General features: G+C 55.5%; 17 protein-coding genes. 11 read left to right on the top strand and 6 right to left on the bottom strand.

Annotation, left to right across the window (positions count from 1 at the left end; genetic code table 11):
* Positions 1-2 precede the first annotated feature (2 nt).
* Positions 3-476: a GNAT family N-acetyltransferase gene (locus H7848_RS00800; protein WP_208347222.1), complete on the bottom strand. Its 474-nt coding sequence runs from the start codon at positions 474-476 to the stop codon at positions 3-5.
* A gap of 42 nt (positions 477-518) precedes the next feature.
* Positions 519-1,724 carry a pyridoxal-phosphate-dependent aminotransferase family protein gene (locus tag H7848_RS00795; protein ID WP_208347221.1) on the bottom strand — a complete coding sequence of 402 codons (1,206 nt, stop codon included), beginning with the start codon at positions 1,722-1,724 and terminating at the stop codon, positions 519-521.
* A gap of 165 nt (positions 1,725-1,889) precedes the next feature.
* Between H7848_RS00795 and H7848_RS00790 the strand changes: the two genes are divergently transcribed.
* Positions 1,890-2,534, top strand: coding sequence for a tyrosine-protein phosphatase (locus H7848_RS00790; protein WP_208347219.1), 645 nt, complete (start codon positions 1,890-1,892; stop codon positions 2,532-2,534).
* Positions 2,522-4,270 (top strand): ABC transporter ATP-binding protein, encoded by a 1,749-nt coding sequence (locus H7848_RS00785; protein ID WP_336512047.1) that lies wholly within the window; start codon positions 2,522-2,524, stop codon positions 4,268-4,270. Before H7848_RS00790 ends, H7848_RS00785 begins: the two co-directional genes overlap by 13 nt.
* Positions 4,271-4,277: 7 nt before the next feature.
* Here the strand turns inward: H7848_RS00785 and H7848_RS00780 are convergent, their stop codons facing one another.
* On the bottom strand, positions 4,278-4,961 hold the full coding sequence (locus H7848_RS00780) for a TIGR04283 family arsenosugar biosynthesis glycosyltransferase (protein ID WP_208347217.1): 684 nt from the start codon (positions 4,959-4,961) through the stop codon (positions 4,278-4,280).
* Positions 4,962-5,025: 64 nt separating this feature from the next.
* On the opposite strand from H7848_RS00780, the gene ygfZ reads away from it, so the two are divergent.
* Complete coding sequence (gene ygfZ / locus H7848_RS00775; protein WP_208347215.1) at positions 5,026-5,754, top strand: CAF17-like 4Fe-4S cluster assembly/insertion protein YgfZ; 729 nt, start codon at positions 5,026-5,028, stop codon at positions 5,752-5,754.
* Positions 5,755-5,905: 151 nt separating this feature from the next.
* Here the strand turns inward: ygfZ and meaB are convergent, their stop codons facing one another.
* Entirely contained in the window at positions 5,906-6,910 is a 1,005-nt protein-coding gene (meaB, locus tag H7848_RS00770) for a methylmalonyl Co-A mutase-associated GTPase MeaB (protein WP_208347213.1), read from the bottom strand.
* A 207-nt stretch (positions 6,911-7,117) separates the two neighbouring features.
* Here meaB and H7848_RS00765 point away from each other — a divergent pair, with 207 nt between their 5' ends.
* The 5 genes from H7848_RS00765 to H7848_RS00745 all read left to right on the top strand — a co-directional run bounded on the left by H7848_RS00765 (position 7,118) and on the right by H7848_RS00745 (position 16,845).
* Positions 7,118-8,575 (top strand): efflux RND transporter periplasmic adaptor subunit, encoded by a 1,458-nt coding sequence (locus tag H7848_RS00765; RefSeq protein ID WP_208347211.1) that lies wholly within the window; start codon positions 7,118-7,120, stop codon positions 8,573-8,575.
* A 3-nt stretch (positions 8,576-8,578) separates the two neighbouring features.
* Positions 8,579-11,962, top strand: a complete 3,384-nt coding sequence (locus tag H7848_RS00760; protein WP_208347209.1) for an efflux RND transporter permease subunit — start codon at positions 8,579-8,581, stop codon at positions 11,960-11,962.
* A gap of 139 nt (positions 11,963-12,101) precedes the next feature.
* Positions 12,102-13,283 (top strand): aminotransferase class I/II-fold pyridoxal phosphate-dependent enzyme, encoded by a 1,182-nt coding sequence (locus H7848_RS00755; RefSeq protein ID WP_208347208.1) that lies wholly within the window; start codon positions 12,102-12,104, stop codon positions 13,281-13,283.
* A gap of 18 nt (positions 13,284-13,301) precedes the next feature.
* Positions 13,302-16,100 (top strand): DNA translocase FtsK, encoded by a 2,799-nt coding sequence (locus tag H7848_RS00750; protein ID WP_208347207.1) that lies wholly within the window; start codon positions 13,302-13,304, stop codon positions 16,098-16,100.
* A gap of 151 nt (positions 16,101-16,251) precedes the next feature.
* Positions 16,252-16,845: a LolA family protein gene (locus H7848_RS00745; RefSeq protein WP_208347206.1), complete on the top strand. Its 594-nt coding sequence runs from the start codon at positions 16,252-16,254 to the stop codon at positions 16,843-16,845.
* 87 nt (positions 16,846-16,932) lie between these two features.
* Here the strand turns inward: H7848_RS00745 and H7848_RS00740 are convergent, their stop codons facing one another.
* Complete coding sequence (locus H7848_RS00740; RefSeq protein ID WP_237072504.1) at positions 16,933-17,520, bottom strand: DsbA family protein; 588 nt, start codon at positions 17,518-17,520, stop codon at positions 16,933-16,935.
* 279 nt (positions 17,521-17,799) lie between these two features.
* On the opposite strand from H7848_RS00740, the gene H7848_RS00730 reads away from it, so the two are divergent.
* From H7848_RS00730 to H7848_RS00720, 3 genes are all read left to right on the top strand, one after another.
* Positions 17,800-19,428: a cytochrome P450 gene (locus H7848_RS00730; RefSeq protein ID WP_237072483.1), complete on the top strand. Its 1,629-nt coding sequence runs from the start codon at positions 17,800-17,802 to the stop codon at positions 19,426-19,428.
* Positions 19,429-19,492: 64 nt separating this feature from the next.
* The gene (locus H7848_RS00725; RefSeq protein WP_208347204.1) at positions 19,493-20,038 is read left to right on the top strand and encodes a hypothetical protein; all 546 of its coding nucleotides are present in this window, start codon (positions 19,493-19,495) and stop codon (positions 20,036-20,038) included.
* Positions 20,039-20,117: 79 nt separating this feature from the next.
* On the top strand, positions 20,118-21,281 hold the full coding sequence (locus tag H7848_RS00720; RefSeq protein ID WP_208347203.1) for an alpha-hydroxy acid oxidase: 1,164 nt from the start codon (positions 20,118-20,120) through the stop codon (positions 21,279-21,281).
* 1 nt (position 21,282) lies between these two features.
* On the opposite strand, the gene H7848_RS00715 is transcribed toward H7848_RS00720, so the two are convergent.
* Positions 21,283-21,867 (bottom strand): FMN-dependent NADH-azoreductase, encoded by a 585-nt coding sequence (locus H7848_RS00715; protein ID WP_208347202.1) that lies wholly within the window; start codon positions 21,865-21,867, stop codon positions 21,283-21,285.
* Positions 21,868-21,942: the final 75 nt, after the last annotated feature.

The following is a 21,942-nucleotide window of genomic DNA, read 5'->3' as shown; positions in this document are numbered from 1 at the left end:
TCCTATTTCAGCGGCATCCCAAAATGGGCAGGTCGTCCGCGACGCAATTCAAAACCACAAGCTATGTAGGCTGCCTTGGCGCGGTCATTTTCGTCGCGTGTACTGACCAAAAGATAATCGCTGCCGCATTCAATCGCATGGGATTTGCAGGTCTCGATCAAACGACGCCCCAGACCCATATGGCGATAGCCTTCAGCAACAAACAGATGGTGAATATCCATACCGCGCCGCCCAAAATGAAGCGCAACCCTTTCGCAAACCGCCGCATATCCGACAAGACCTGTGTCTGCCTCAGCGACAAAAACTGTCAGAATTGGATTTTCAGCCCAAATATCGCGTTCAAGGGTTTCGGCGGTGGCTTGCGAAATGTCGTCATTGAAGGCCGCCAGTGCCTTGATCATATGCAGCAGTTTTGGCGTATCTTGTTTTTCCGCAAGTCTTATTTTGACCGCTTCAGACTGTTTGAATTCTTTCATTGTTCAATAAATACTCCCGCCGGAGGCATAAAATCCGGCCCGTCAGGGCCGACATGAAGCGCCGATAACGACTGAAGCAGCCTCAACCGCGCCCAACCCGTGTGGCAAATCAAGCGCCTTCAGTCCTGCATCTATCGCCCCCAAAACCCCAAGCACCATATGTGCATTGACATGGCCCATGTGCCCGATGCGAAAGTACCCATCGCTATTGGGGTCCTGTGGCGTTTCCATGCCCAGACCGATGCCAAGTGTCACGCCTGCATTCTGAACCAGCCAATTCCTAAGGTCGGTGCCATGGGGGGGGTCGATTGTGGCGGACGTGACGGCGTGGCTACGCTTTGCCGGATCATTGATGTTCAAAGCCAAAGACCCCTTGGTGCCCCAGGCATCGAAAGCCGCCCAAATGGCCTTGGCCAGAGTCGCGTGCCGTGCCCAGACATTTTCCAGACCTTCTTCAAAAATCATGTCCAAAGCGGTGCGCAGGCCATAAAGATGATGGGTCGGTGCGGTCCCATCAAAATACTGATAAAACCCATTCGGATCGACACGCGGTCGCCAATCCCAATAATGCGTCACCAGATCGGCGTTTTCACGATACCCGTCCGCCTTATCATTGAAGTAAACAAACGCCATCCCTGGGGGTGTCATCAGACCCTTTTGACAGCCTGTCACCATCACATCGACGCCCCAGGCATCCATTTCAAAGGCATCGCAGCCCAGACAAGCAATGCAATCGACCATCAGCAAGGCGGGGTGACTTACGCGGTCCATCGTTTGCCGCAAACCCGCAATATCGTTTTTGACACTGCTTGACGTATCGACCTGAACCGCCAGAACAGCCTTGATTTCGCCCCCAGTATCGGCGCGCAAGGCCTCTTCTACGCGGGCCATATCAATGTCACTACGACGACCAAAATCGATCACCTGACAATGAACACCCATTTTCGTGGCCATTTCACCCCAGCCATGCCCAAACCGCCCCGTTGCCAGCACCAACACCTGGTCACCACGCGAAAGGGTGTTGGTCAAGGCGGCCTCCCAAGCGCCGTGGCCGTTGGCGATGTACATCGCGACCTGATGATCCGTGCGCGCCAGTTTCTTCAGATCAGGTACGATGCTATGGGTCATATCCACCAACTCACCGGTATAGATATTCGGCGCAGCCCGGTGCATGGCCGCCAAAACGCGATCAGGAATGACCGAAGGCCCTGGTATCGCAAGATAATGACGGCCGTTGGCAAGGCTCATGACGGATAACTCCTATATCTGACATCTCTGCGTAATCCGGCCACACCGCAGGGTCAATTCACCCTGTGACTTGTCAGGAATACCGTTTATGAATAGATCGGCGCGACAGTATAAGACATCGGGAAGACCTGATGGCTTGATGGATTGATCTGGTGGGAACGTAACATGCACCGCTTCTTCGGCAACGACATCACAATATCATGGGACCGAATTGCCGATCTTGCGCATTATTACATCATTGATCATGCAATCCTGCGCATTCTTTGGACGAATTTCGACAAAGTCGACAACGGGGTCTTTCGGTCAAATCAACCCACCCGGTGGCGATGGATGCTGTATCAAAAACTGGGGATCAGGGCCGTTTTGAACCTGCGCGGCCAGGCGGATACGCCTGCGTATCATTTCGAAAAGGAAACGCTGGACGACTTGGGCATTCCGATGACCAATGCGCGCATCTTCGCGCGAAAGACCCCCCACAAGGAAGAGCTGCTTAACCTGATCAACTGCCTGAAATCCATGCCTACGCCTTTTCTGATGCACTGCAAATCCGGGGCGGATCGCGCTGGTCTGGCCAGCGTTCTTTATCTGCATATCGTCAAAGGCGAACCGCTTGAGATCGCCCGTCAACACCTATCTTGGCGGTATCTGCATTTCAGCTTCACCAAAACGGGCATCGTGGATCATCTGCTTGACGTTTATGAACAGGATACACAGGATAACCCAATGTCTTTCGAAGATTGGGTCAAGACACACTACGATCGTGACGCCCTGCAGGCGGGCTTTGCTGAACAGAACCGGTGGCCGTTTTGACCGGGGGCATCGAATTATTCAAATGGCTTTGGCATAGCTACCTTAAAAAGTATAAATGGTGGCTGGGTGTCGCAATTATTCTGATGTCAATCGAAGGCGCCATGATGGGCGTTTTTGTATTACTTATACAGTCTATGATTGATCAGGGATTACAGGGAGATGAACCTACTCTGCTTTGGATCATCGCAGCGGCTATTCTGGCTACGTTTAGTATTCGCGCAATAACCGGCATACTTAACAAGCTGCTAATGACCTACATCGTCGAACGGACAACACTAAAGGTGCAGCGAAATTTGACACGGCACCTGATGACTTTGGATACACTTTTCCATCAAAGCCATTCCCCCGGTTATCTGATCGAACGGGTTCAGGGCGATGTGCGCAGCGTCAACACAGTTTGGCGTCAGCTTGTCTATATTGTTGGACGCGACATAACGACCTTGGTGTCGCTTTTTGCGGTCGCGATATTTCTAGATCCAATCTGGACTCTAGTTGCCCTGGTCGCTGTGCCACTGGCTGCAATACCAACAGTTATACTGCAAAGGTTTATCAAAAGCGCCACGCGCGACTCACGTGAAATCGCCGGGCAGATGTCAACGCGCCTTGATGAAGTCTTTCACGGTATCAATCCGATCAAGCTGAATGCACTTGAGGATTATCAATACGATCGCTACTTCGGCCTGTTGCGTAACCGTATGCGCGCCGAACGAAAATCAGTTCTGGGCAAGGCTTTGCTGCCCGCGATGATCGATATCATCACGGCCATTGGTCTGATTGTGGTCCTCTTTTACGGCGCGAACGAAATCCGCACTGGCCAAAAGACAATCGGCAGCTTTATAGCATTTTTCTTTGCCATGTCGCAGGCCTTTGACCCGATCCGCCGCCTGGCCAATCTGTCAGGCATTTGGGCTGCGGCGTCCGTCAATCTTGAGCGTCTGAAAGAGCTTTTCGATCTTGAACCGACCTTGGTTTCCCCAGCGCAGCCTAAAGCACTACCAACAAAAGATACCAGTATCGACCTGCAGGGCGTTCACTTTGCCTACGGCGATTTGCCGGTCCTGAACGGACTTAGCTTTCGGGCCGAAGCGGGTAAAACAACCGCGTTGGTTGGCGCGTCGGGCGCTGGTAAAAGTACCGTCTTCAATCTTTTGACACGACTGATCGACCCCGTGTCCGGCACCATCAGCATCGGCGGAACAAATGTAGCTGATATCAAACTGGAAGAGCTGCGTGGCCAGTTTTCCGTTGTCACGCAGGATGCGTTGCTTTTTGATGACTCCATTCGCGAAAACATTCTGCTGGGGCGCAAGGATGTCAGCGATGGACAGCTGCAAAACATTCTGGATGCAGCGCATGTCAGCGAGTTTGTGAAAACCCTGCCGGATGGTCTTGATACGCCCGCTGGAACACGCGGATCGGGTTTGTCGGGCGGTCAACGCCAGCGCGTTGCGATTGCACGGGCATTGCTGCGCGACACGCCGATATTGCTGCTGGATGAAGCCACGTCGGCGCTTGACACACAGTCCGAGGCACTGGTGCAGGAAGCGCTTGAACGGCTAAGCCAGGGTAGGACCACGCTGGTCATTGCCCACCGTCTGTCAACCGTTCGCGATGCAGACAAGATCGTTGTGATGAGACAAGGGCAAGCGGTCGAAGAAGGTCAGCATGACGATCTGCTGGCCCAAAACGGTCTTTATGCCGACCTTTACAACATGCAGTTCCGTGAAGAAGACTGACCAGCTTTTACCGCGCTGAACGATACTCATCCGCCAGTTTTTCGGGGTCTGCACCGGCCAGGTAACGAAGCAACAACCAAAGATTTCGCGCGCCGCGCCGCAGCCAGCCTTGCCGTTGATATCGCGCAGCACTGGTCGAAATCGCATGATCAAGCATGACCAGCTTCCCCTTCAACGCCCGTGCCATGGCCACGTCCTCCATCAATGGAATATTGGCATAGCCACCACTGTCGTCATAAAGCGCGCGCGGCAGCAAAAGACTCTGATCACCATAGGGCAAGCCCAACACCCGCGCGCGCAAATTGGCCCAGCCAGCAACCAATCGCGGCGCCAAACCTTTGGCCCGAAAAACTAACCGGAAATACGCCGCATCTGATCCCGCCAAGTGCTGCCGAACGACCGCCCGCCAACCCGGCGCCAGATGACTGTCCGCATGCAGTATCAACAACCAATCCCCTTTGGCCGCCTGACAGCCCCGCGCCAGCTGTCCGCCCCGGCCCGCTGTATCTGTGATAACAGTCGCGCCCCAAGCTTCTGCAATATCAACGGTTTCATCCTGCGATCCGCCATCACTGACGATCAGCTCGCGCAGCAACCCGGCCTCAATCCCCTCGACCAGACAGGCCAGGGTATCTGACAATTCATTGGCGGCATTCAATGTCGGAATGACAACGGATATCGGTGCTGGCATCAAACCCTCTGTTTCGGACCAGATGTTTTCCTATATGACGATAGGACAGATAAGGAAGACCAAAATGAACGACAGGCATATCTATCAGATCACAGGCGCAGATCGTTTTGATTTTCTGCAAGGGCTGGTCACGAATGATATCCGCCCGGACAGTGGTCTGACCTATGCCGCCCTGTTGACACCGCAGGGAAAATATCTGGCCGATTTCTTTCTTCTGCCAATGGATGACTACATTCTTCTGGATGTTCATGCCGATCTGGCCCCATCGCTGTTGCAACGCCTGACGATGTATAAACTGCGGGCGGATGTTCAGATCACAGACGCGGCGCTGAAGCTTGAACGCGGTATTGATAACCCGCCTGCTGATGCCTACGCCGACCCGCGCCACCCCGCGCTTGGATGGCGCCGCTATACAGATGCGCCTGGCTCTGAGCCATCGGTTAACTGGGACGCCATCCGTGTTGAACACTGCATCCCGGAAACCGGCATCGAACTGACACCGGACACTTATATTCTTGAGGCTGGGTTCGAACGCCTAAACGGTGTCGATTTCAAAAAGGGCTGCTTTGTCGGGCAGGAAATCGTCGCCCGCATGCATCACAAGACAACGCTGCAAAAGGGCCTTCGCAAAGTGCGTGTCAGAGGTGACGCAGCCGTTGGCGACCAGATCACATCCAACGAAAAGCCCGCCGGTCAATTGTTTACACAATCGGACGGGCAGGGCATCGCCTTTTTAAGGTTCAACAGGACCGAGAATATGAAAGCCGGTGAAGCAACGCTTGAACTGATTTAGACGACAGGGCTTTTAACCCACGTGTCAGCAGTCTTTGGCTGTGCAGAATAGAAGTGTGGATTCACTGCAACCAAGCCCAAAACATCCAAAACTCTTCTTTATTGTTCCTTAAATACTCCGGGGTTTGGGGCAGAGCCCCAAGAAAACCAGATCATGACACCGTCCGCGGCGAAACCGGTTGATCTGCGATCAATCCATCCAACATCTGTTGTGCAGCAACCGAAGCAGATATCTGACCACTTGCAACATCTGCCCGCAATCGCACCATCTGATCATGCGTTTTCCCGGGCGCAAACAATTGCATCAGCAAACCCTGTCGCACCTCTTCCTCAAACCAATGAACGGCTTGCGCCTGCCGTCGGGCATCCCAGTGTCCTTCGGCCTGGTGCCACTTTGCCAGCGTCTGCATTTCCGCCCAGACATCTGCCAAGCCCTGGTCATGCAAAGCTGAAACCATCATGGCCTTTGGAAAATCCTCGGGATCCTCGGGCCTTTTTCGTAGCAATCGCAAAGCGCCAGTGTAATCGGCACAGGTGCGCGTGGCGACGGACCTCAGATCACCGTCGGCCTTGTTGACGATGATCATATCCGCAATTTCCATGATCCCGCGCTTGACCCCCTGCAATTCATCCCCGCCTGCAGGCGCCATCAGAAGGGCGAAGATATCCGACATTTCGGCCACCATCGTTTCCGACTGACCAACACCCACAGTTTCGATCAAAACAATGTCAAACCCGGCCGCTTCGCACAGTTGCACCACTTCGCGGGTGCGGCGTGCCACGCCGCCCAGATGCGATTGCGATGGTGATGGTCGGATAAAGGCATTCGGATCGCGGCTTAAACGCTCCATCCGGGTCTTGTCACCCAAAATCGATCCACCGGACCTGGCTGAGGATGGATCAACGGCCAACACAGCCACACGCAACCCTTGGGCCGTCAGCATTAAGCCAAATGCCTCGATGAACGTAGATTTGCCGACCCCCGGCGTGCCTGATAACCCGATCCGCAGCGCTTGGCGGTTCGTGGGCAGGGCATCAAACAACAACGCCGCCTGGCCCCGGTGATCACTGCGCGCGCTTTCAATCAGCGTGATGGCCCGCGCCAACGCCCGGCGATTGCCATCCGCAATATCCTTTGCAAGCTGATCATGGGTCATGTTGGCATCCCTTTGTCAGGGCACAGTCTTTGCAGAATTGCCCGGTGGCTGTCCAGCGTGAACCAGCCTGCTGTGCCATGCAGGCAAACGTCAGCGCTATTGGATAACACCGACGGAAGACCCACTTTGACACGTAACATCAATGTTAGCTTGGCGTTTGGTCGAAAGACCTTATGATATTGCGCAGTAGAAAAGGTATCTCCAGCCATGCGGTTTTTGACGCGTAGCCTGATCGGTGTGTTTTTGTTGGCCCTGACCCTTGGCCTGGTCAGTTGGGCTGCGCTTTCGATTTTCAGCGCGTTTCAGGCGCGGATGGCCGAAGAAAACGGCGAACGCCCATCGCGCGAACGCGTTTTCGCGGTTGATACGATCACAATTGCCCCAGCAACGCTGACACCGGTGATGACCGTTTTCGGCGAAATCGACAGCCGCCGCACACTTGAGCTTCGGACCGCAGTCGCGGGTGTGGTGATCGAAGTTGCTGAAAATTTCGAAGAGGGTGGGCAAGTGAATGCCGGTCAGCTTGTGGTGCGTATCGATCCGGCAGACGCGCAAGCCACGTTTGAACGCGCGCAGGCCGATCTGCAAGAATCGCAGGCCGAGGTCCGCGATGCCGCGCGCAATCTGGATTTATCGCAACAGGAACTGGCCGCAGCCGAGGAACAAAACCTGCTGCGGCAGCGCGCCTTTGAACGTCAGCGGGACCTTCGCGATCGCGGTGTTGGTACTGATGCCAGCGTTGAAGATGCTGAACTATCTGCCTCGACCGCGCGTCAGGCTGTGGTTTCGCGTAGACAGGCGCTGGCGCAGGCCGAGGCCCGCGTTGATCTTGCCCAGACCCGTTTGCTGCGCGAAGAAATCGATCTGGCCGAAGCGCAACGTCGCCTGGATGATACTGAAATCTATGCAGCCTTCGACGGAACACTGACAAATGTCGATATTGTCCAAGGCGCGCGCATCAATGCCAGCGAACAAATCGCCCGTCTGATCGATCCCGATCAGCTTGAAGTACGCTTTCGCCTGTCGACAGCCCAGTATGTGCGGCTTTTGGACCCAAACGGCGGGCTGAAACCCGCACCTCTAATCGTTTCCCTTGAGGTTTTCGGTGTCGATCACACGTCCCAGGGTATTATCAGCCGCGAAAGCGCAGAGGTGGGCGATGGTCAAACCGGTCGTTTGCTTTTTGCCACACTGGATCGGCCCCAAGGCTTTCGGCCGGGCGATTTCGTGACCGTCCGGATCGAAGAGCCGCCCCTGGACAACGTCGTCATGCTGCCCGCCGCAGCGGTTGCGGCCGATCAATCCGTTCTGGTCATCGGGCCGAACGACAGGCTGCAATTGGCTCAGGTTGAGGTGCTGCGGCGACAGGATAACGATGTTATCGTCCGCGCACCCGGTCTGGACGGGCAGGATGTTGTGTCGGAACGCTCCCCCTTGTTGGGCGAAGGCATCCGCGTGCGTCGCATTGGCCCGTCTGCGGAAACACTGTCAGACACGCCCGATATGCTGCAGCTGACACCCGAACGCCGCGCGAAACTTGTGGCGTTTGTTGAACAAAACCAACAAATGCCAGCCGAGGCAAAGGCCCGCATCCTAAGCCAGCTTCAGGGTGACATGGTCCCCGCCCAAGTGGTGGCACGCCTTGAAAATCGTATGGGCAGTTAACCTGTGGCACGTCTGATCCCCGAAGCGACCAGCGGTATTCTATCCTATTTCACCCGGCATCGCACCGCGGCGAACCTGCTGCTGGTCGTGCTGATAGCCCTGGGCGTCGCCACAATGCCGCGCATCCGGGCGCAGTTTTTTCCAGATGTCATCATCGACAATGTCACCGTTTCCGTGGCCTGGCAGGGGGCCGGGGCCGAAGACGTTGATCGCGCCATCGTGCAGGTTCTGGAACCGGCCCTGATCGCGGTCGAAGGTGTCGATGCGGCCTATTCTGAGTCGCGTGAAGGCCGCGCATCGATCTCGCTTGAGTTTGAGCCGGGCTGGGACATGGGGCGCGCCGCCGAAGACGTGCAGGTCACCGTCGATGGCATCAATGACCTGCCCGAAGATGCCGAAGAACCCGTCGTGCGCCGGTCCGCCTGGCGCGACCGGGTGACGGACGTGGTCATCACCGGACCTGTCGGTGCGGATCAACTGGGGCGATTTGCAGATGAACTGGTGACCCGGTTGTTCAATCGCGGCGTCACCCGTACCTCGATCCGCGGGGTGGCCGCGCCCGAGACAGTGGTTGAGGTCACATCGGCAGCCCTGATCCAGCATGATCTGACAATGGCTGAAATTGCCAGCGCCATCAGTGAAGAGGTCGACGCAGACCCGGCAGGCGATGTCGCCGGGATCGACAGCCGCGTGCGCACCGGTGTCGCCAAGCGCAGCGCGGATGATATCGCTGATATCGTTCTGCGATCTGATCAGGATGGTCGCCCCCTGACGATCGGTGACGTTGCCGATGTCAGGATCGAAGGCATCACCCGCAACCGCGCCTATTTCGTGGGCGAACACCCCGCCATTTCCATCCGCGTCGATCGATCCGCCCAAGGCGACGCAATCAACATTCAGGCGGTTGTTGAAGAGGTCGCCGCCGAACTGGAAGAAACCCTGCCCGAAGCGGTCGAGGTTCAGCTGATCCGCACCCGCGCGGCCGAAATCAGCAGCCGACTGAACATCCTGCTTGATAACGGTCTGGTTGGCCTTGGGCTGGTTCTGGCGCTGCTGTTTTTGTTCCTGAATGCGCGCACGGCCTTCTGGGTGGCAGCAGGTATTCCGGTCGCCATGTTCGCCACGATCTTTTTCATGTATATGGCGGGCCTGACCATAAACATGGTGTCACTTTTTGCGCTGATTATTACCCTTGGCATCGTGGTAGATGACGCAATTGTTGTTGGTGAACACGCCGATTTCAGGGCTCGACGATTGGGCGAACCCCCCGTTCTGGCGGCTGAAAACGCGGCCAAGCGCATGGCGGCCCCGGTTTTTTCCGCAACACTGACCACCGTTATCGCCTTTTCCGCCCTGATGGCGATTGGCGACAGCTTTGGGGATTTGATCGCCGATATCCCGTTTACAGTCGTTGTCGTTCTGATCGCATCGCTGATCGAATGCTTTCTGATCCTGCCCAATCATATGAGCCACGCCTTGGCCCATTCGGTGAAAGAACACTGGTACGATTGGCCCTCACGCCAGGTCAATCGCGGGTTTGGCTGGGTGCGGGATACGCTGTTCCGCCCCTTGATGGCGCTGGTAGTGCAGGCGCGTTATCCGGTTCTGGCGCTGGTGATCCTGCTGATGGCAAGCCAGATTGCGCTTTTCATCCGAGGCGATGTGCAATGGCGGTTCTGGGACGCCCCCGAACGCGGGTCGGTCACGGGCAACTTTGCCATGGCACCGGGCGCAACGCGCGAAGATTCAATGGAACAAATGCGGGAATTGCAACGCGCGACCGAAGAACTGGCGGCCGAATACGAAGAACGCTATGGCCGCAATCCATTGCAATTCGTCATGGCTGAAATCGGCGGTAATGCGGGCCGGGGGCTTGCGGGCGCATCCACCAAAGAACCCGACCAGCTTGGCGGGATCTCGATCGAACTGATCGATCCCGACTTGCGCCCCTATTCGTCCTTTGCCTTTGTGGGCGAATTGCAGGAACGTGTGCGCCAGCATCCCCTGGCCGAAACCGTCAGTTTCCGTGGATGGCGATCAGGTCCGGGCGGCGATGCGCTGGCCGTTCAGTTCTATGGCGCTGATGCGCAAACGTTAAAATCGGTATCCGAGGCCCTGCAGGAACAGCTTTTGCAATTCCCCGAGGTTTCGGCCGTTGAGGACAATCTGGCCTACGATAAGGAAGAGCTGATCCTGGACCTGACACCCCAGGGACAGGCGCTTGGGTTTACAATCGATGGACTTGGTGCGGTTTTGCGCAACCGTTTGAACGGGATCGAGGCCGCAAGTTACCCTGTCGGTCCCCGGTCGGCTGAAATTCGCGTCGAACTGGCAGCCGACGAACTGACAGCCGATTTTCTGGACCGGATGCAGTTGCGCACACCGAATGGAAACTATGTGCCGCTTGCTGATATTGTCACCGTCGAAAGACGGTCCGGCTTTTCGACCGTCAGGCGCGAAAACGGCATTCAGCTGATTTCTGTCACCGGCGATATCTCAGAAGATGACCCGGCGCGGGCCGCCGAAATCTCGCAACAAATCGAAACCGAAATCCTGCCACGCCTGACCGAAGAATTCGGGGTCGAATTCACATTATCGGGTCTAAGCGAGGAAGAGAATGAATTTCTGGCCGACGCCCGCTTTGGTTTCATGCTTAGCCTTTTGGGGATCTATCTGACATTGGCGTGGATTTTCTCCAGCTGGACCCGGCCCGTTGTCGTGATGGCCATCATCCCCTTTGGTCTGGTTGGTACGATCTGGGGACATTACATCTGGGATGTGCCGCTAAGCATGTTCACCGTAGTCGGGCTGATGGGGATGACAGGCATCATCATCAACGACTCGATCGTGCTGATCACGACAATTGATGAATATGCCAAGGAACGCGGTATCGTTCCGGCGATCATAGATGGTACCTGCGACAGGCTGAGGGCGGTTTTGCTGACCACCTTGACCACCGTATTGGGGCTTAGTCCGCTGCTTTATGAACAGTCGGTTCAGGCTCAGTTCCTGAAACCTACTGTGATTACATTAGTTTACGGCTTGGGCTTCGGCATGATCCTGGTGCTGCTTGTTGTCCCCGCCCTGATGGCCGTTCAGATGGACGTCGCCCGCCAAGTTGCCGCGATGCGCCGTGCGCTGCGCGCCCCAAAAGACGCGGGTCAGGTTGGAACTGCCACCCTGATATCTGTCGCATCTGTTGGTCTGCTTTTTGTCCTTACCTTTGGACCTGTCATCCTGACGGGCAATTTGCTTCCTATTCTGCCTGCATTATCAGATAGTCCGGGATTGTCGGCGTTGGTCTTTTTCGTCCCAATGTGCGCGATTGCGATTTCAGCTATTTATGTGACAACCGCGCTTCGTCTGCAGGGAAAACACGGTCATTGATTCAGTAGGACGTCCCGTAAAAGCCACAGGACACACCTGATGTCTGCCGACCTGCGTGCGTTTTTCTGGACGCGGGCCTTGGCTTTGGCTAACTTGGGGCGAAACGGGGCGTTTAATGACCCCGATACTTGAGGCAGTTATGAAATTTCCTGAGCGGTTTCAAAACCTTCCGGAATATGCGTTCCCGCGTCTGCGCGCTTTGCTTGACGTGCATGAGCCTGCGCGCGATCCCATAGCCATGACCATCGGCGAACCGCGACACTCCTTTCCCGATTGGGTTGGGCAGGTACTGGCTGAAAACATCGATGGCTTTGCGAAATACCCACCGAACGATGGATCGCCCGAGTTGCGTCAGGCCATAACCGACTGGATCAAACGCAGATACAGCGTTGATCTGGACCATGATACACAGGTCATGGCACTGAACGGCACGCGAGAGGGGCTTTATAACGCCGCGATGGCGCTTTGCCCCGAAATGAAATCGGGTCAGAAACCTGTCATTCTGATGCCAAACCCGTTCTATCAGGTCTACGCCGTCGCAACCCTGGCGGTGGCGGCCGACCCGGTCTATGTGCCGGCAACTGCCGAAACCGGTCATTTGCCTGATTTCACCACTGTCCCGAACGGCATCCTGAACCGAACTGCCTTGGTCTATATCTGTTCACCTGCAAATCCACAGGGGGCCGTCGCAGACTGTGACTATTGGAAGTCGCTGATTACGCTTGCTGAAAAATACGATTTCAAAATTTTGGCCGATGAATGCTATTCCGAGATCTACCGCGACACGCCGCCCGTCGGCGCGCTGCAGGTCGCCGCGGAAATGGGGGCCGATCCCGAACGGGTTGTGATCTTTCATTCCCTGTCAAAACGGTCAAACCTGCCGGGCCTGCGGTCTGGCTTTGTTGCAAGTGGCGCTGAAAATATCAGACATATCAAACAATTGCGTAATTATGCAGGGGCGCCCTTGCCCCTGCCGTTGCAGCAGGTTGCAGCCAATGTCTGGGCAGACGAGGCGCATGTGGATCAGAACCGCGCGCTTTACAGGGACAAATATCAAGCCGCAGACGAAATCTTTGCTGAAACAACTGGCTATGCACCCCCGCAGGCTGGATTTTTCTTGTGGCTGCCGGTTGAAGATGGCGAAGCCACTGCATTAAAGCTTTGGCGCGAAACAGGCGTTCGGGTTCTGCCCGGCGCGTATCTAAGCCGCGATGTCGGGGGGCAGAACCCCGGCGCGGGATATATCCGGGTGGCCATGGTCGCCCCAATGAACGAAATGCAGGACGGGCTGATCAGGCTGCGTGACTGCATTTACAGATAAAAAAGACGAGGCACTGGCATGGCATATCAGGCACGCGGGCGGCGCGATCCGCTTTTGGACAGCACGACACAAGCGGCCCTGCAAAAACGCGGGAAAGAGCTGTTAGGCATGGCCCTTATGGCCTTGGGTGTGCTGACCGGAATGATGCTGTGGTCCTATTCGCCCGACGATCCCAGCTTTATGATGGCGACGGACCAGCCGGTGCAAAACTGGCTTGGCCGCCTGGGCGCCAATATATCTGCCCCTTTGATGATGATCATCGGTCACGGTGTCTGGGCCATCGCCGCAACTGCATTCGCCTGGGGCATCCGTTTGGCGCTGCACCGCATGCCAGAGATGGCGATCTTGCGCCTGGTATTTATTCCGGTTCTGATTGGTCTGACTGCGCTTTATGCCTCAACCCTGGTTCCACCGGCCAGTTGGACCCACAGTTTTGATCTGGGCGGTCTGGGAGGCGAGACGCTGTTGGGCGTGATGGCAAATTTCCTGCCATTCTCGATTGGCCTGAATGTGAAACTGGCGTCACTCCTGTCAGCTGTTGGTATTGTCGTTCTTGGACTTTTTGTTCTGGGCTTCACCCGCCCCGAGCTTCGCCTGATCATTCGGTTCCTGATCATCGGCTTGATCGTCGTTTACGCCCAGATCTTGCGTATCGTTGGGTTTATCGCGGGCATCGCGTTGCACGTCATACGTCTGATGGGCAAGGCAAGGGCGCAGCGGCAGCACAAAACAGAGGCCGTTGCGGATATTGCTGCATCAGAGCCACGTGCGCGTGTCAGACGCGCTGAACCCACGATGCAGGCCGAACCAACTGTCCAAAAACCGCAGACAAAGACTGGTTTACTGTCCCGCATACCCGGCTTTACGCCCAAGCCCGCCCCCATGCCCGAACCTGAGTTGATCGAACCCGTGGCCCTTGAAAGTGCAATCGACGGGCCAAGCGATGCACGCATTCAGGCGCGCATATCCGATGCTGTCAAATCGCGCATGCGCCAGTCCCCCGGCCAGATGACACCGCGCGTTGAACCATCGCTGACACGCGGCAAGGGGCCCCAACCGCTGGTGTTGGATGACGAACCTCCACTCGCCGCGCCGCGTCTGGATGTACCACCCGCCCCACCAATGGATGCAGCCACTCCCCTGCACCCCTTGACCGCAGAACCAACCTGGGATGCGGCCACGGCCCGCAGTACAACAGACGAAGAAAACAGTCTGGTGCAACACACACCGCGCAAACGGGTCAAACCATCGCGTCGCGCGCAGGCCGAGGCACAGCCAGCGCTGCAATTTGACGACGCCTATGCAAACTACGAACATCCGCCACTTAGTCTGCTGACCAACCCTGTGCAGATCGAACGCCATCATCTAAGCGATGAGGCGTTGGAAGAAAACGCCCGGATGCTGGAAAGCGTGCTGGATGACTATGGCGTCAAGGGCGAGATTGTCAGCGTGCGCCCCGGCCCCGTCGTGACCATGTATGAACTGGAACCGGCCCCAGGTCTGAAAGCCAGCCGCGTCATTGGCCTGGCCGATGATATTGCGCGGTCCATGTCAGCGCTGTCCGCCCGTGTCAGTACGGTGCCGGGCCGGTCTGTGATCGGCATCGAACTGCCGAACGCAAGCCGCGAAAAGGTTGTGCTGCGCGAAATCCTGTCCGCCCGAGATTTCGGTGATACGAACATGCGCCTGCCCCTGGCTTTGGGTAAGGACATCGGCGGCGATCCGGTCGTCGCGAACCTGGCCAAGATGCCCCACCTGCTGATCGCAGGGACCACGGGGTCGGGTAAATCGGTGGCGATCAACACCATGATCCTGTCACTGCTTTATAAACTGACGCCCGAAGAATGCCGCCTGATTATGATCGACCCCAAAATGCTGGAACTGTCGGTCTATGACGGCATCCCGCATCTGTTGTCGCCCGTTGTCACTGACCCGAAAAAGGCCGTCGTCGCCCTGAAATGGGTCGTGGGCGAAATGGAAGAACGCTATCGCAAGATGTCGAAAATGGGCGTGCGCAACATCGAAGGCTATAACGGCCGCGTCCGCGATGCGCTGTCAAAGAACGAAATGTTCAGCCGCACGGTGCAAACCGGCTTTGATGACGAAACCGGCGAACCCGTGTTCGAGACCGAAGAAATCAAGCCCGAAACAATCCCCTATATCGTCGTGATCGTGGATGAGATGGCCGACCTGATGATGGTCGCAGGGAAAGAGATCGAGGCCTGCATTCAGCGTCTGGCGCAGATGGCGCGGGCTTCGGGCATTCACTTGATCATGGCCACCCAGCGCCCCTCGGTGGATGTGATTACCGGCACGATCAAGGCGAACTTCCCCACCCGGATTTCATTCCAGGTGACCAGCAAAATCGACAGCCGCACGATTCTGGGTGAAATGGGCGCCGAACAGCTGCTTGGTATGGGCGACATGCTGTACATGGCGGGTGGTTCAAAAATCACACGGATTCACGGACCCTTCTGTTCTGATGAAGAAGTTGAAGAAATCGTGAACTTCCTCAAAGCCTACGGACCACCTGAATATGTGGGCAGTGTTCTTGATGGCCCCGAAGACGGCAAGGAAAGCGATATCGATCTTGTGCTGGGTCTGGGCGGAAACACTGATGGTGAAGATGCGCTTTATGATCAGGCCGTGCAGATTGTGATCAAGGATCGTAAATGTTCAACCAGCTATATCCAGCGTAAACTGGCGATCGGCTACAACAAAGCCGCCCGTCTGGTCGAACAGATGGAGGACGAGGGCCTGGTCAGTGCGGCCAACCATGTCGGCAAACGTGAAATTCTGGTGCCGGAACAGCAATAGGTATCTGATTACACTGAAGGTGTTATTGAATATCTGCAAACAGGTGCCTTTGTTATTCAATACCGCAGCCGCTTGACGCTGGCGGGATATCGCGCCCTTGTGACTGAAATGCGGGGTGCAGGATCGGAGAAACAGATATATGTTACGGCCCATGAAACGCTTTATCCTGATACCCATTCTTTGGGCTGCACTGGCCCTGCCATCGGCTGCGGAAAAACTGTCACTTGATGCCATTTCGGCCTATTTGAACAGCTTTGAAACGGCCTCGGGCAAGTTTACCCAGGTGAACGCGGATCAGACCATCGCCACAGGTGATATCCTGATGAAACGCCCAGGCCGCGTGCGGTTTGAATACAACCCCCCGGACGAAGCACTGGTGATCGCCGGTGGCGGGCAGGTGGCGATTTTTGACGGCAAGTCGAATTCGAACCCCACCCAATATCCCCTGCGTCGCACACCCCTTAGCATCATCCTGGACCGCAACGTCGACTTCGCCCGCGCCCGCATGGTGGTCGCCCATGACTATGACGGCACCTCAACCATCGTCACCGCGCAAGATCCCGAAAACCCTCAGTACGGCAACATCCAGCTTTTCTTCACACCCAACCCTGTCGAGCTGCGCAAGTGGATTATCACAGATGAAAACGGAACCCGAACCGAGGTCATCCTGCAGGACATGCAAACAGGCGTTCAAATAGGATCACGCCCCTTCAACATCGTGTTTGAGGCCGAAAACTGGAATTAACCCGAATGCAGAGAATTTCTGGTTAGAGTCCAACTTGACAGATGCTGCGGTCTGCTCGAATGACCCCTTTAAATGCCCTGCTTCAGACTATGCAGTTCCCTGTCGAACAAGATCTGCAAGCATCTCCATGCGATCTGCTCCGAAATAGACCCGATCCCCGACAATGAAGCTTGGCACTCCGAAGACGCCGTTTTCGTATGCGTCTTTGGTGTTTCGTTCGAGTATCTTCAAACCTTCCGATTCCAGATTGTGATCAAAATGACTAATGTTAGTGATCGTCAGCATTCGGTCAAAGATATTGGGTTCAGTCAAATCATGCCCATCACGCCATAACGCTGAACTGCCAAATTCAAGAAGCTGATGAAGCTCCTTGGCTCCGACATCTTCTAAGGAAGCAAGGCACATGGCTCGGCGAGAATCCGGTCGAAAACTTGGAGGCCATGATAACGGGATATTCCAAAAATCAGCCATCCTTGGAATGTCTTGCATCAGATGCGCGCGCTTTGGCGGCGGTAATGGGTCAACATAGTTGGCCCATACTTCTCTTCCGGCTTGTAGATTTAGCAGCCCGTCAATGGACACCGGGCGCAGTCGTACTTTGGCCCCAGCATCATGAAGGATTGTGAGGCGTTGCGTCGCGAAATATGTGAAAGGGCTTCGAAGGTCGAAGCACATTATTAGCTCTGTCATTCGTGGAAGCTACAGGTGGCGAAACAGGCCCACAAGACAAGCCGACATTTGTTGACAGACATCGAACTAGCGCGTTGTACTGCACGCCGACATAAACCACAGTTCAGTACTCACACGCCAAAAGCGGTCTTTTTTTGTTGTAGTGGCCATCCTACACCAAAGCATCAAAACCCAAAGCGGGCCAAAATGATCTTGTAATTGCAAGAAACCGCGTTTTGGCGTATGCTATCGGCATTTAAAGCTATTTTTTGATTGGATATTTTGATGTCGAACATGGCCGGGAAGGCGTATGCGATGAATGTCGTGACGCCAAGCAATCCTAAAATCACGTGGATCAATCGACTGCTGTTTATGGCGTCGCGCGGGTTGCCTGCCAATCTGATGGGCTTTCTGGGTCTGTCCCTGATCCATTTCGCGCGTTGGGTGATTATCAAGCCCAAGGACTGGCCCGATCTGGGGCAAGGCATGAACATATTCACAACGTCGTTCCGCGTTCTGTTGGTCTGGGGACAAGGATTGCTTTCCCTGATCAGGCTGATCGGCCTTGGCATCGGCGCCGCGACCAAGGGCGGGGCCATCGGCAAAAACATTGCGGCTGCCTTTGGACAAACCGTCAATCAACGCCACGCCGCATCCGTGCTTCGGGCATTCTGGCCGAACCTTGTGCTGAAACGGTCTTTTGTCAAAGCCTATGAAAACAACGGCACGGCGATCATCACACGCCACAACGACTGCCTTGATGTGCTGAACCGCGATGCTGATTTCGAGGTCGTCTATGGCAGTCGCATGCGCAAGCTGACCGGGGGCAACAACTTCTTTCTGGGGATGCAACCGGGGTGGGACTACACCCGCGATACCTCGGCCATGCATCTGGCCATGCGGCGCAGCGATGTTGCTAAGATTATTTTGCCGCGCGCGCAAAGCCTGGCCAAAGATCTGGTGGCGAATACCAATGGTCAAATTGATCTGCCCGCTGACCTGACCCTGCGTGTGCTCTGGGATATGACCGACACCTACTTTGGCACCGGCGGCCCCGATGCAGCGACGATGCAGGATTGGGCGACCATCCTGTTCTGGTACCTGTTCGAGGATCTGGCCGCCGATCCCAATTTCGAAACCAAAGCGCTAGACTACGCCGAACAGATGCGCCGCTATCTGGATGACGCCATCGCAGACCGCAAGGCCAACCCGATCCGGGCGGAAGATGTCCTGAACCGCTGCCTGGCACTGCAAAGCGTGGATACCCCCGGCATGGATGATCTGGGTATTCGCAACAATCTGCTAGGCCTGCTGATCGGTGCGATCCCCACGATCTCAAAAGCGTGCTGCTACGCGATGGACGAACTGCTGAACCGACCCGACGCCCTGCGCAGTGCTCATCAGGCAGCGATTGCTGGTAACGATGACCTGATGGCGCAATACATTTGGGAAGCACTGCGGTTCAAGCCGCACAATCCGGTGATCTATCGCCGCGCCACGCGTGACACCGTCGTGGCCCGTTCCACGCTGCGGCGTGCCAAGATCAAGAAGGGCACGATGGTTTTCACCACCACGCTGTCTGCCATGTTCGACCTACACGCGATCCACGCCCCCAACGACTTTCGCACCGAGCGCAGTTGGGGCGATTACATCATCTGGGGCTACGGCATGCACACCTGCTTTGGCGCTGCCATCAACCGCGCGATCATCCCTGCTATCCTAAAGCCCGTTCTGGCGCAAAAAAACCTGCGCCGCGCTATGGGATCTGCTGGCCAGATCGACACCCAAGGCACCCACACCCGCAACACTCCCATCTGGAATTCGATGTCCATACGACATAAGCGGCCCTGGGGTCATACAGTGATACGACCACAGGACCCCCGCCACTTTGCACGCTTTCCATGTTTTGATTGAACGGGGTGCGTCAGTTCGGCCAATGCGCGGATCGCGGGACGAACTTGCCGGAAACGTTCAGCATTTGGAAGCATTCTCAAGGGTTGTTGGTGGTCCCAGAAACGGTACAGTTTCCTTTATGAAGGCGTTCGAAGTTCTGAAAATTGAAGACAAGTTCGTTCTCAGTGATGGTCGCTGCTTGATAATGCCTGATTTTACACTGTCAGACGGCCTTTCAAAACCAGTTTCATTATCGGCCATGATCTTACATATTAACGGAAAATCAAACAGTTGCACCTTTCACCTAGAAGTCGCTCACTTTAACATCAGAGGTTCGACTGACTTAAACAATCGTTGGCGATTGGTACCCAGATTGAGTGAGATCAGCCCAGATGACATATCAGTTGGCGACGCTTTGTTCATCTTTGATGCGGGTATTGCCGGCAAATTGCTCAACAATTTTGCCCCCGAGAGTATCGTCCTCAAAATCAGCAATGTCTTTGATGATGGCCGAGGGCAGCGCCCGGCCCGTGGGTGGACGAGAAGCGCCCGCCCTGGGGGCGGGTCGGGCGTTGCCGTGGTGCCGTGCGCAGCCTTAACCTTGCCCCTGACGCAACGTTTGTGCAATTGACAAAATCCGGACGAAGGTTGTACGAAACCCTGAAATTGGTCATAAAGACTTACCAAAATGGGTAAAAGAGGACGGTTCGATGCCGACAATCACATGCATTGACGATTTGAAACGCATCTACGAACGGCGCGTGCCCCGCATGTTTTACGACTACGCTGAAACCGGCAGCTGGACGGAACAGACCTTTCGCGAAAATACCAGTGACTTCGAAAAAATCCGGCTTCGTCAAAGGGTTGCGGTGGATATGGAGGGTCGTTCGACCGCCACCAAAATGATCGGTCAGGACGTATCCATGCCCGTGGCCCTGGCCCCCGTTGGCCTGACCGGTATGCAACATGCCGATGGCGAAATCAAAGCGGCCCGCGCCGCAGAAGAGTTCGGCGTGCCCTTTACCCTGTCGACAATGTCCATCTGTTCCATCGAAGACGTTGCAAACAATACAAAAAAACCGTTCTGGTTCCAACTTTACGTCATGCGCGACGAGGAATACGTCAGCAACTTGATCCAGCGTGCCAAGGACGCGAAATGCTCGGCTCTTGTCCTGACGCTAGACTTGCAGATCCTTGGCCAGCGTCACAAAGATCTGAAAAACGGTCTGTCCGCCCCACCAAAATTAACAGCAAAAACAATCGCTAACCTGATGACCAAGTGGTCATGGGGCATCGAGATGATGTCGACCAAGCGCCGTTTTTTCGGCAACATCATCGGTCATGCCAAGGGTGTCACCAATGCCGCATCACTTAGCGATTGGACAGCCGAACAATTCGATCCGCGGCTGGATTGGGACAAGGTCAAGAAGCTAAAGGAAGAATGGGGTGGGTCCTTGATTTTAAAGGGTATTCTGGACGCCGAAGATGCCCGCCGCGCACTGGACGTCGGTGCCGATGCCATCATTGTGTCAAACCACGGTGGGCGTCAGCTGGACGGTGCATTAAGTTCAATTCGCGCCTTGCCCTCAATCGTCGATGCTGTCGGGGATCATGTTGAGATCCACCTGGATTCCGGTATTCGCAGCGGTCAGGACGTTCTGAAAGCATTGGCCATGGGGGCCAAAGGCACCTACATCGGTCGTGCCTTTACCTATGGTCTGGGTGCGATGGGCCAAAAGGGCGTCAAAACCGCGCTTGAAGTCATTCACAAGGAACTCGACACGACGATGGCCTTATGCGGCAGAAAACACGTCGAAGACCTTGATCGCGACGTGCTTCTGATCCCGCAGGATTTTGAGGGGCGCTGGCAGTAGGTTACGCCGCCAGTGCCTGAACCTGCGCTTCGGCCTCTTTGATGGTTTCTTCGGGACTGATCGCCAGTTGGTCGGCCTGAACAAAAGTAACATCTGTGATACCCAGAAAGCCAAGGACATGGCGCAGATAGCCTGTGGCGAAGTCAATATCGGACCCGACCTTGGTTCCGCCGGATGTTACGGCGACAATAGCGCGTTTTCCCTTAAGCAGACCTTTTGGACCCTGTTCACTGTATTGAAATGTCACGCCAACCCGCGCCACCAGATCGATCCAGGCCTTCATCGAGGCCGGAACGCCGAAATTATAGATCGGCAACCCAATTACGATTGTGTCGGCGGCTTGCAGTTCTGAAACCAACTGATCGGATTGGGCAAGAAGCTGCTTTTGCGCCCCGGTGCGGTTATCGGCGGGGGTAAAGTTCGCCTCGACCCATTGTTCATCCACATGAGGCAGGGGAGTCTCAGCCAAGTCGCGGACGGTAATCTGATCCGCCGAAAAACGTCCGATAATGTCATCCGTCAGTTTGCGGGAAACAGACGATTTGGTTCGGGCGGATGCGTCAATGCGCAGGATATTCTGTGTCATGATCTGTGCTCCTATGACGGTGATGAGTTCAATTTGTACATTGCACGGATGAACACAATCTGAGATTATGAACAA

Source organism: Pseudaestuariivita rosea, from assembly GCF_017592335.1.
GTDB classification, from domain to species: Bacteria; Pseudomonadota; Alphaproteobacteria; order Rhodobacterales; family Rhodobacteraceae; genus Parasulfitobacter; species Parasulfitobacter rosea.
The sequence above is the reverse complement of the archived record's forward strand: the minus strand, read 5'-3'. Positions and strand labels throughout refer to the sequence as shown.

Bases quoted from the DNA above. Each gene is read 5' to 3' on its own strand.
- H7848_RS00755 (WP_208347208.1), top strand. From the start codon at position 12,102: ATGAAATTTCCTGAGCGGTTTCAAAACCTTCCGGAATATGCGTTCCCG.
- H7848_RS00720 (WP_208347203.1), top strand. From the start codon at position 20,118: ATGCCGACAATCACATGCATTGACGATTTGAAACGCATCTACGAACGG.
- H7848_RS00795 (WP_208347221.1), bottom strand. From the start codon at position 1,724: ATGAGCCTTGCCAACGGCCGTCATTATCTTGCGATACCAGGGCCTTCG.
- H7848_RS00790 (WP_208347219.1), top strand. From the start codon at position 1,890: ATGCACCGCTTCTTCGGCAACGACATCACAATATCATGGGACCGAATT.
- meaB (WP_208347213.1), bottom strand. From the start codon at position 6,910: ATGACCCATGATCAGCTTGCAAAGGATATTGCGGATGGCAATCGCCGG.
- ygfZ (WP_208347215.1), top strand. From the start codon at position 5,026: ATGAACGACAGGCATATCTATCAGATCACAGGCGCAGATCGTTTTGAT.
- H7848_RS00780 (WP_208347217.1), bottom strand. From the start codon at position 4,961: ATGCCAGCACCGATATCCGTTGTCATTCCGACATTGAATGCCGCCAAT.
- H7848_RS00740 (WP_237072504.1), bottom strand. From the start codon at position 17,520: ATGTGCTTCGACCTTCGAAGCCCTTTCACATATTTCGCGACGCAACGC.
- H7848_RS00800 (WP_208347222.1), bottom strand. From the start codon at position 476: ATGAAAGAATTCAAACAGTCTGAAGCGGTCAAAATAAGACTTGCGGAA.
- H7848_RS00730 (WP_237072483.1), top strand. From the start codon at position 17,800: ATGTCGAACATGGCCGGGAAGGCGTATGCGATGAATGTCGTGACGCCA.
- H7848_RS00715 (WP_208347202.1), bottom strand. From the start codon at position 21,867: ATGACACAGAATATCCTGCGCATTGACGCATCCGCCCGAACCAAATCG.
- H7848_RS00765 (WP_208347211.1), top strand. From the start codon at position 7,118: ATGCGGTTTTTGACGCGTAGCCTGATCGGTGTGTTTTTGTTGGCCCTG.
- H7848_RS00750 (WP_208347207.1), top strand. From the start codon at position 13,302: ATGGCATATCAGGCACGCGGGCGGCGCGATCCGCTTTTGGACAGCACG.
- H7848_RS00745 (WP_208347206.1), top strand. From the start codon at position 16,252: ATGAAACGCTTTATCCTGATACCCATTCTTTGGGCTGCACTGGCCCTG.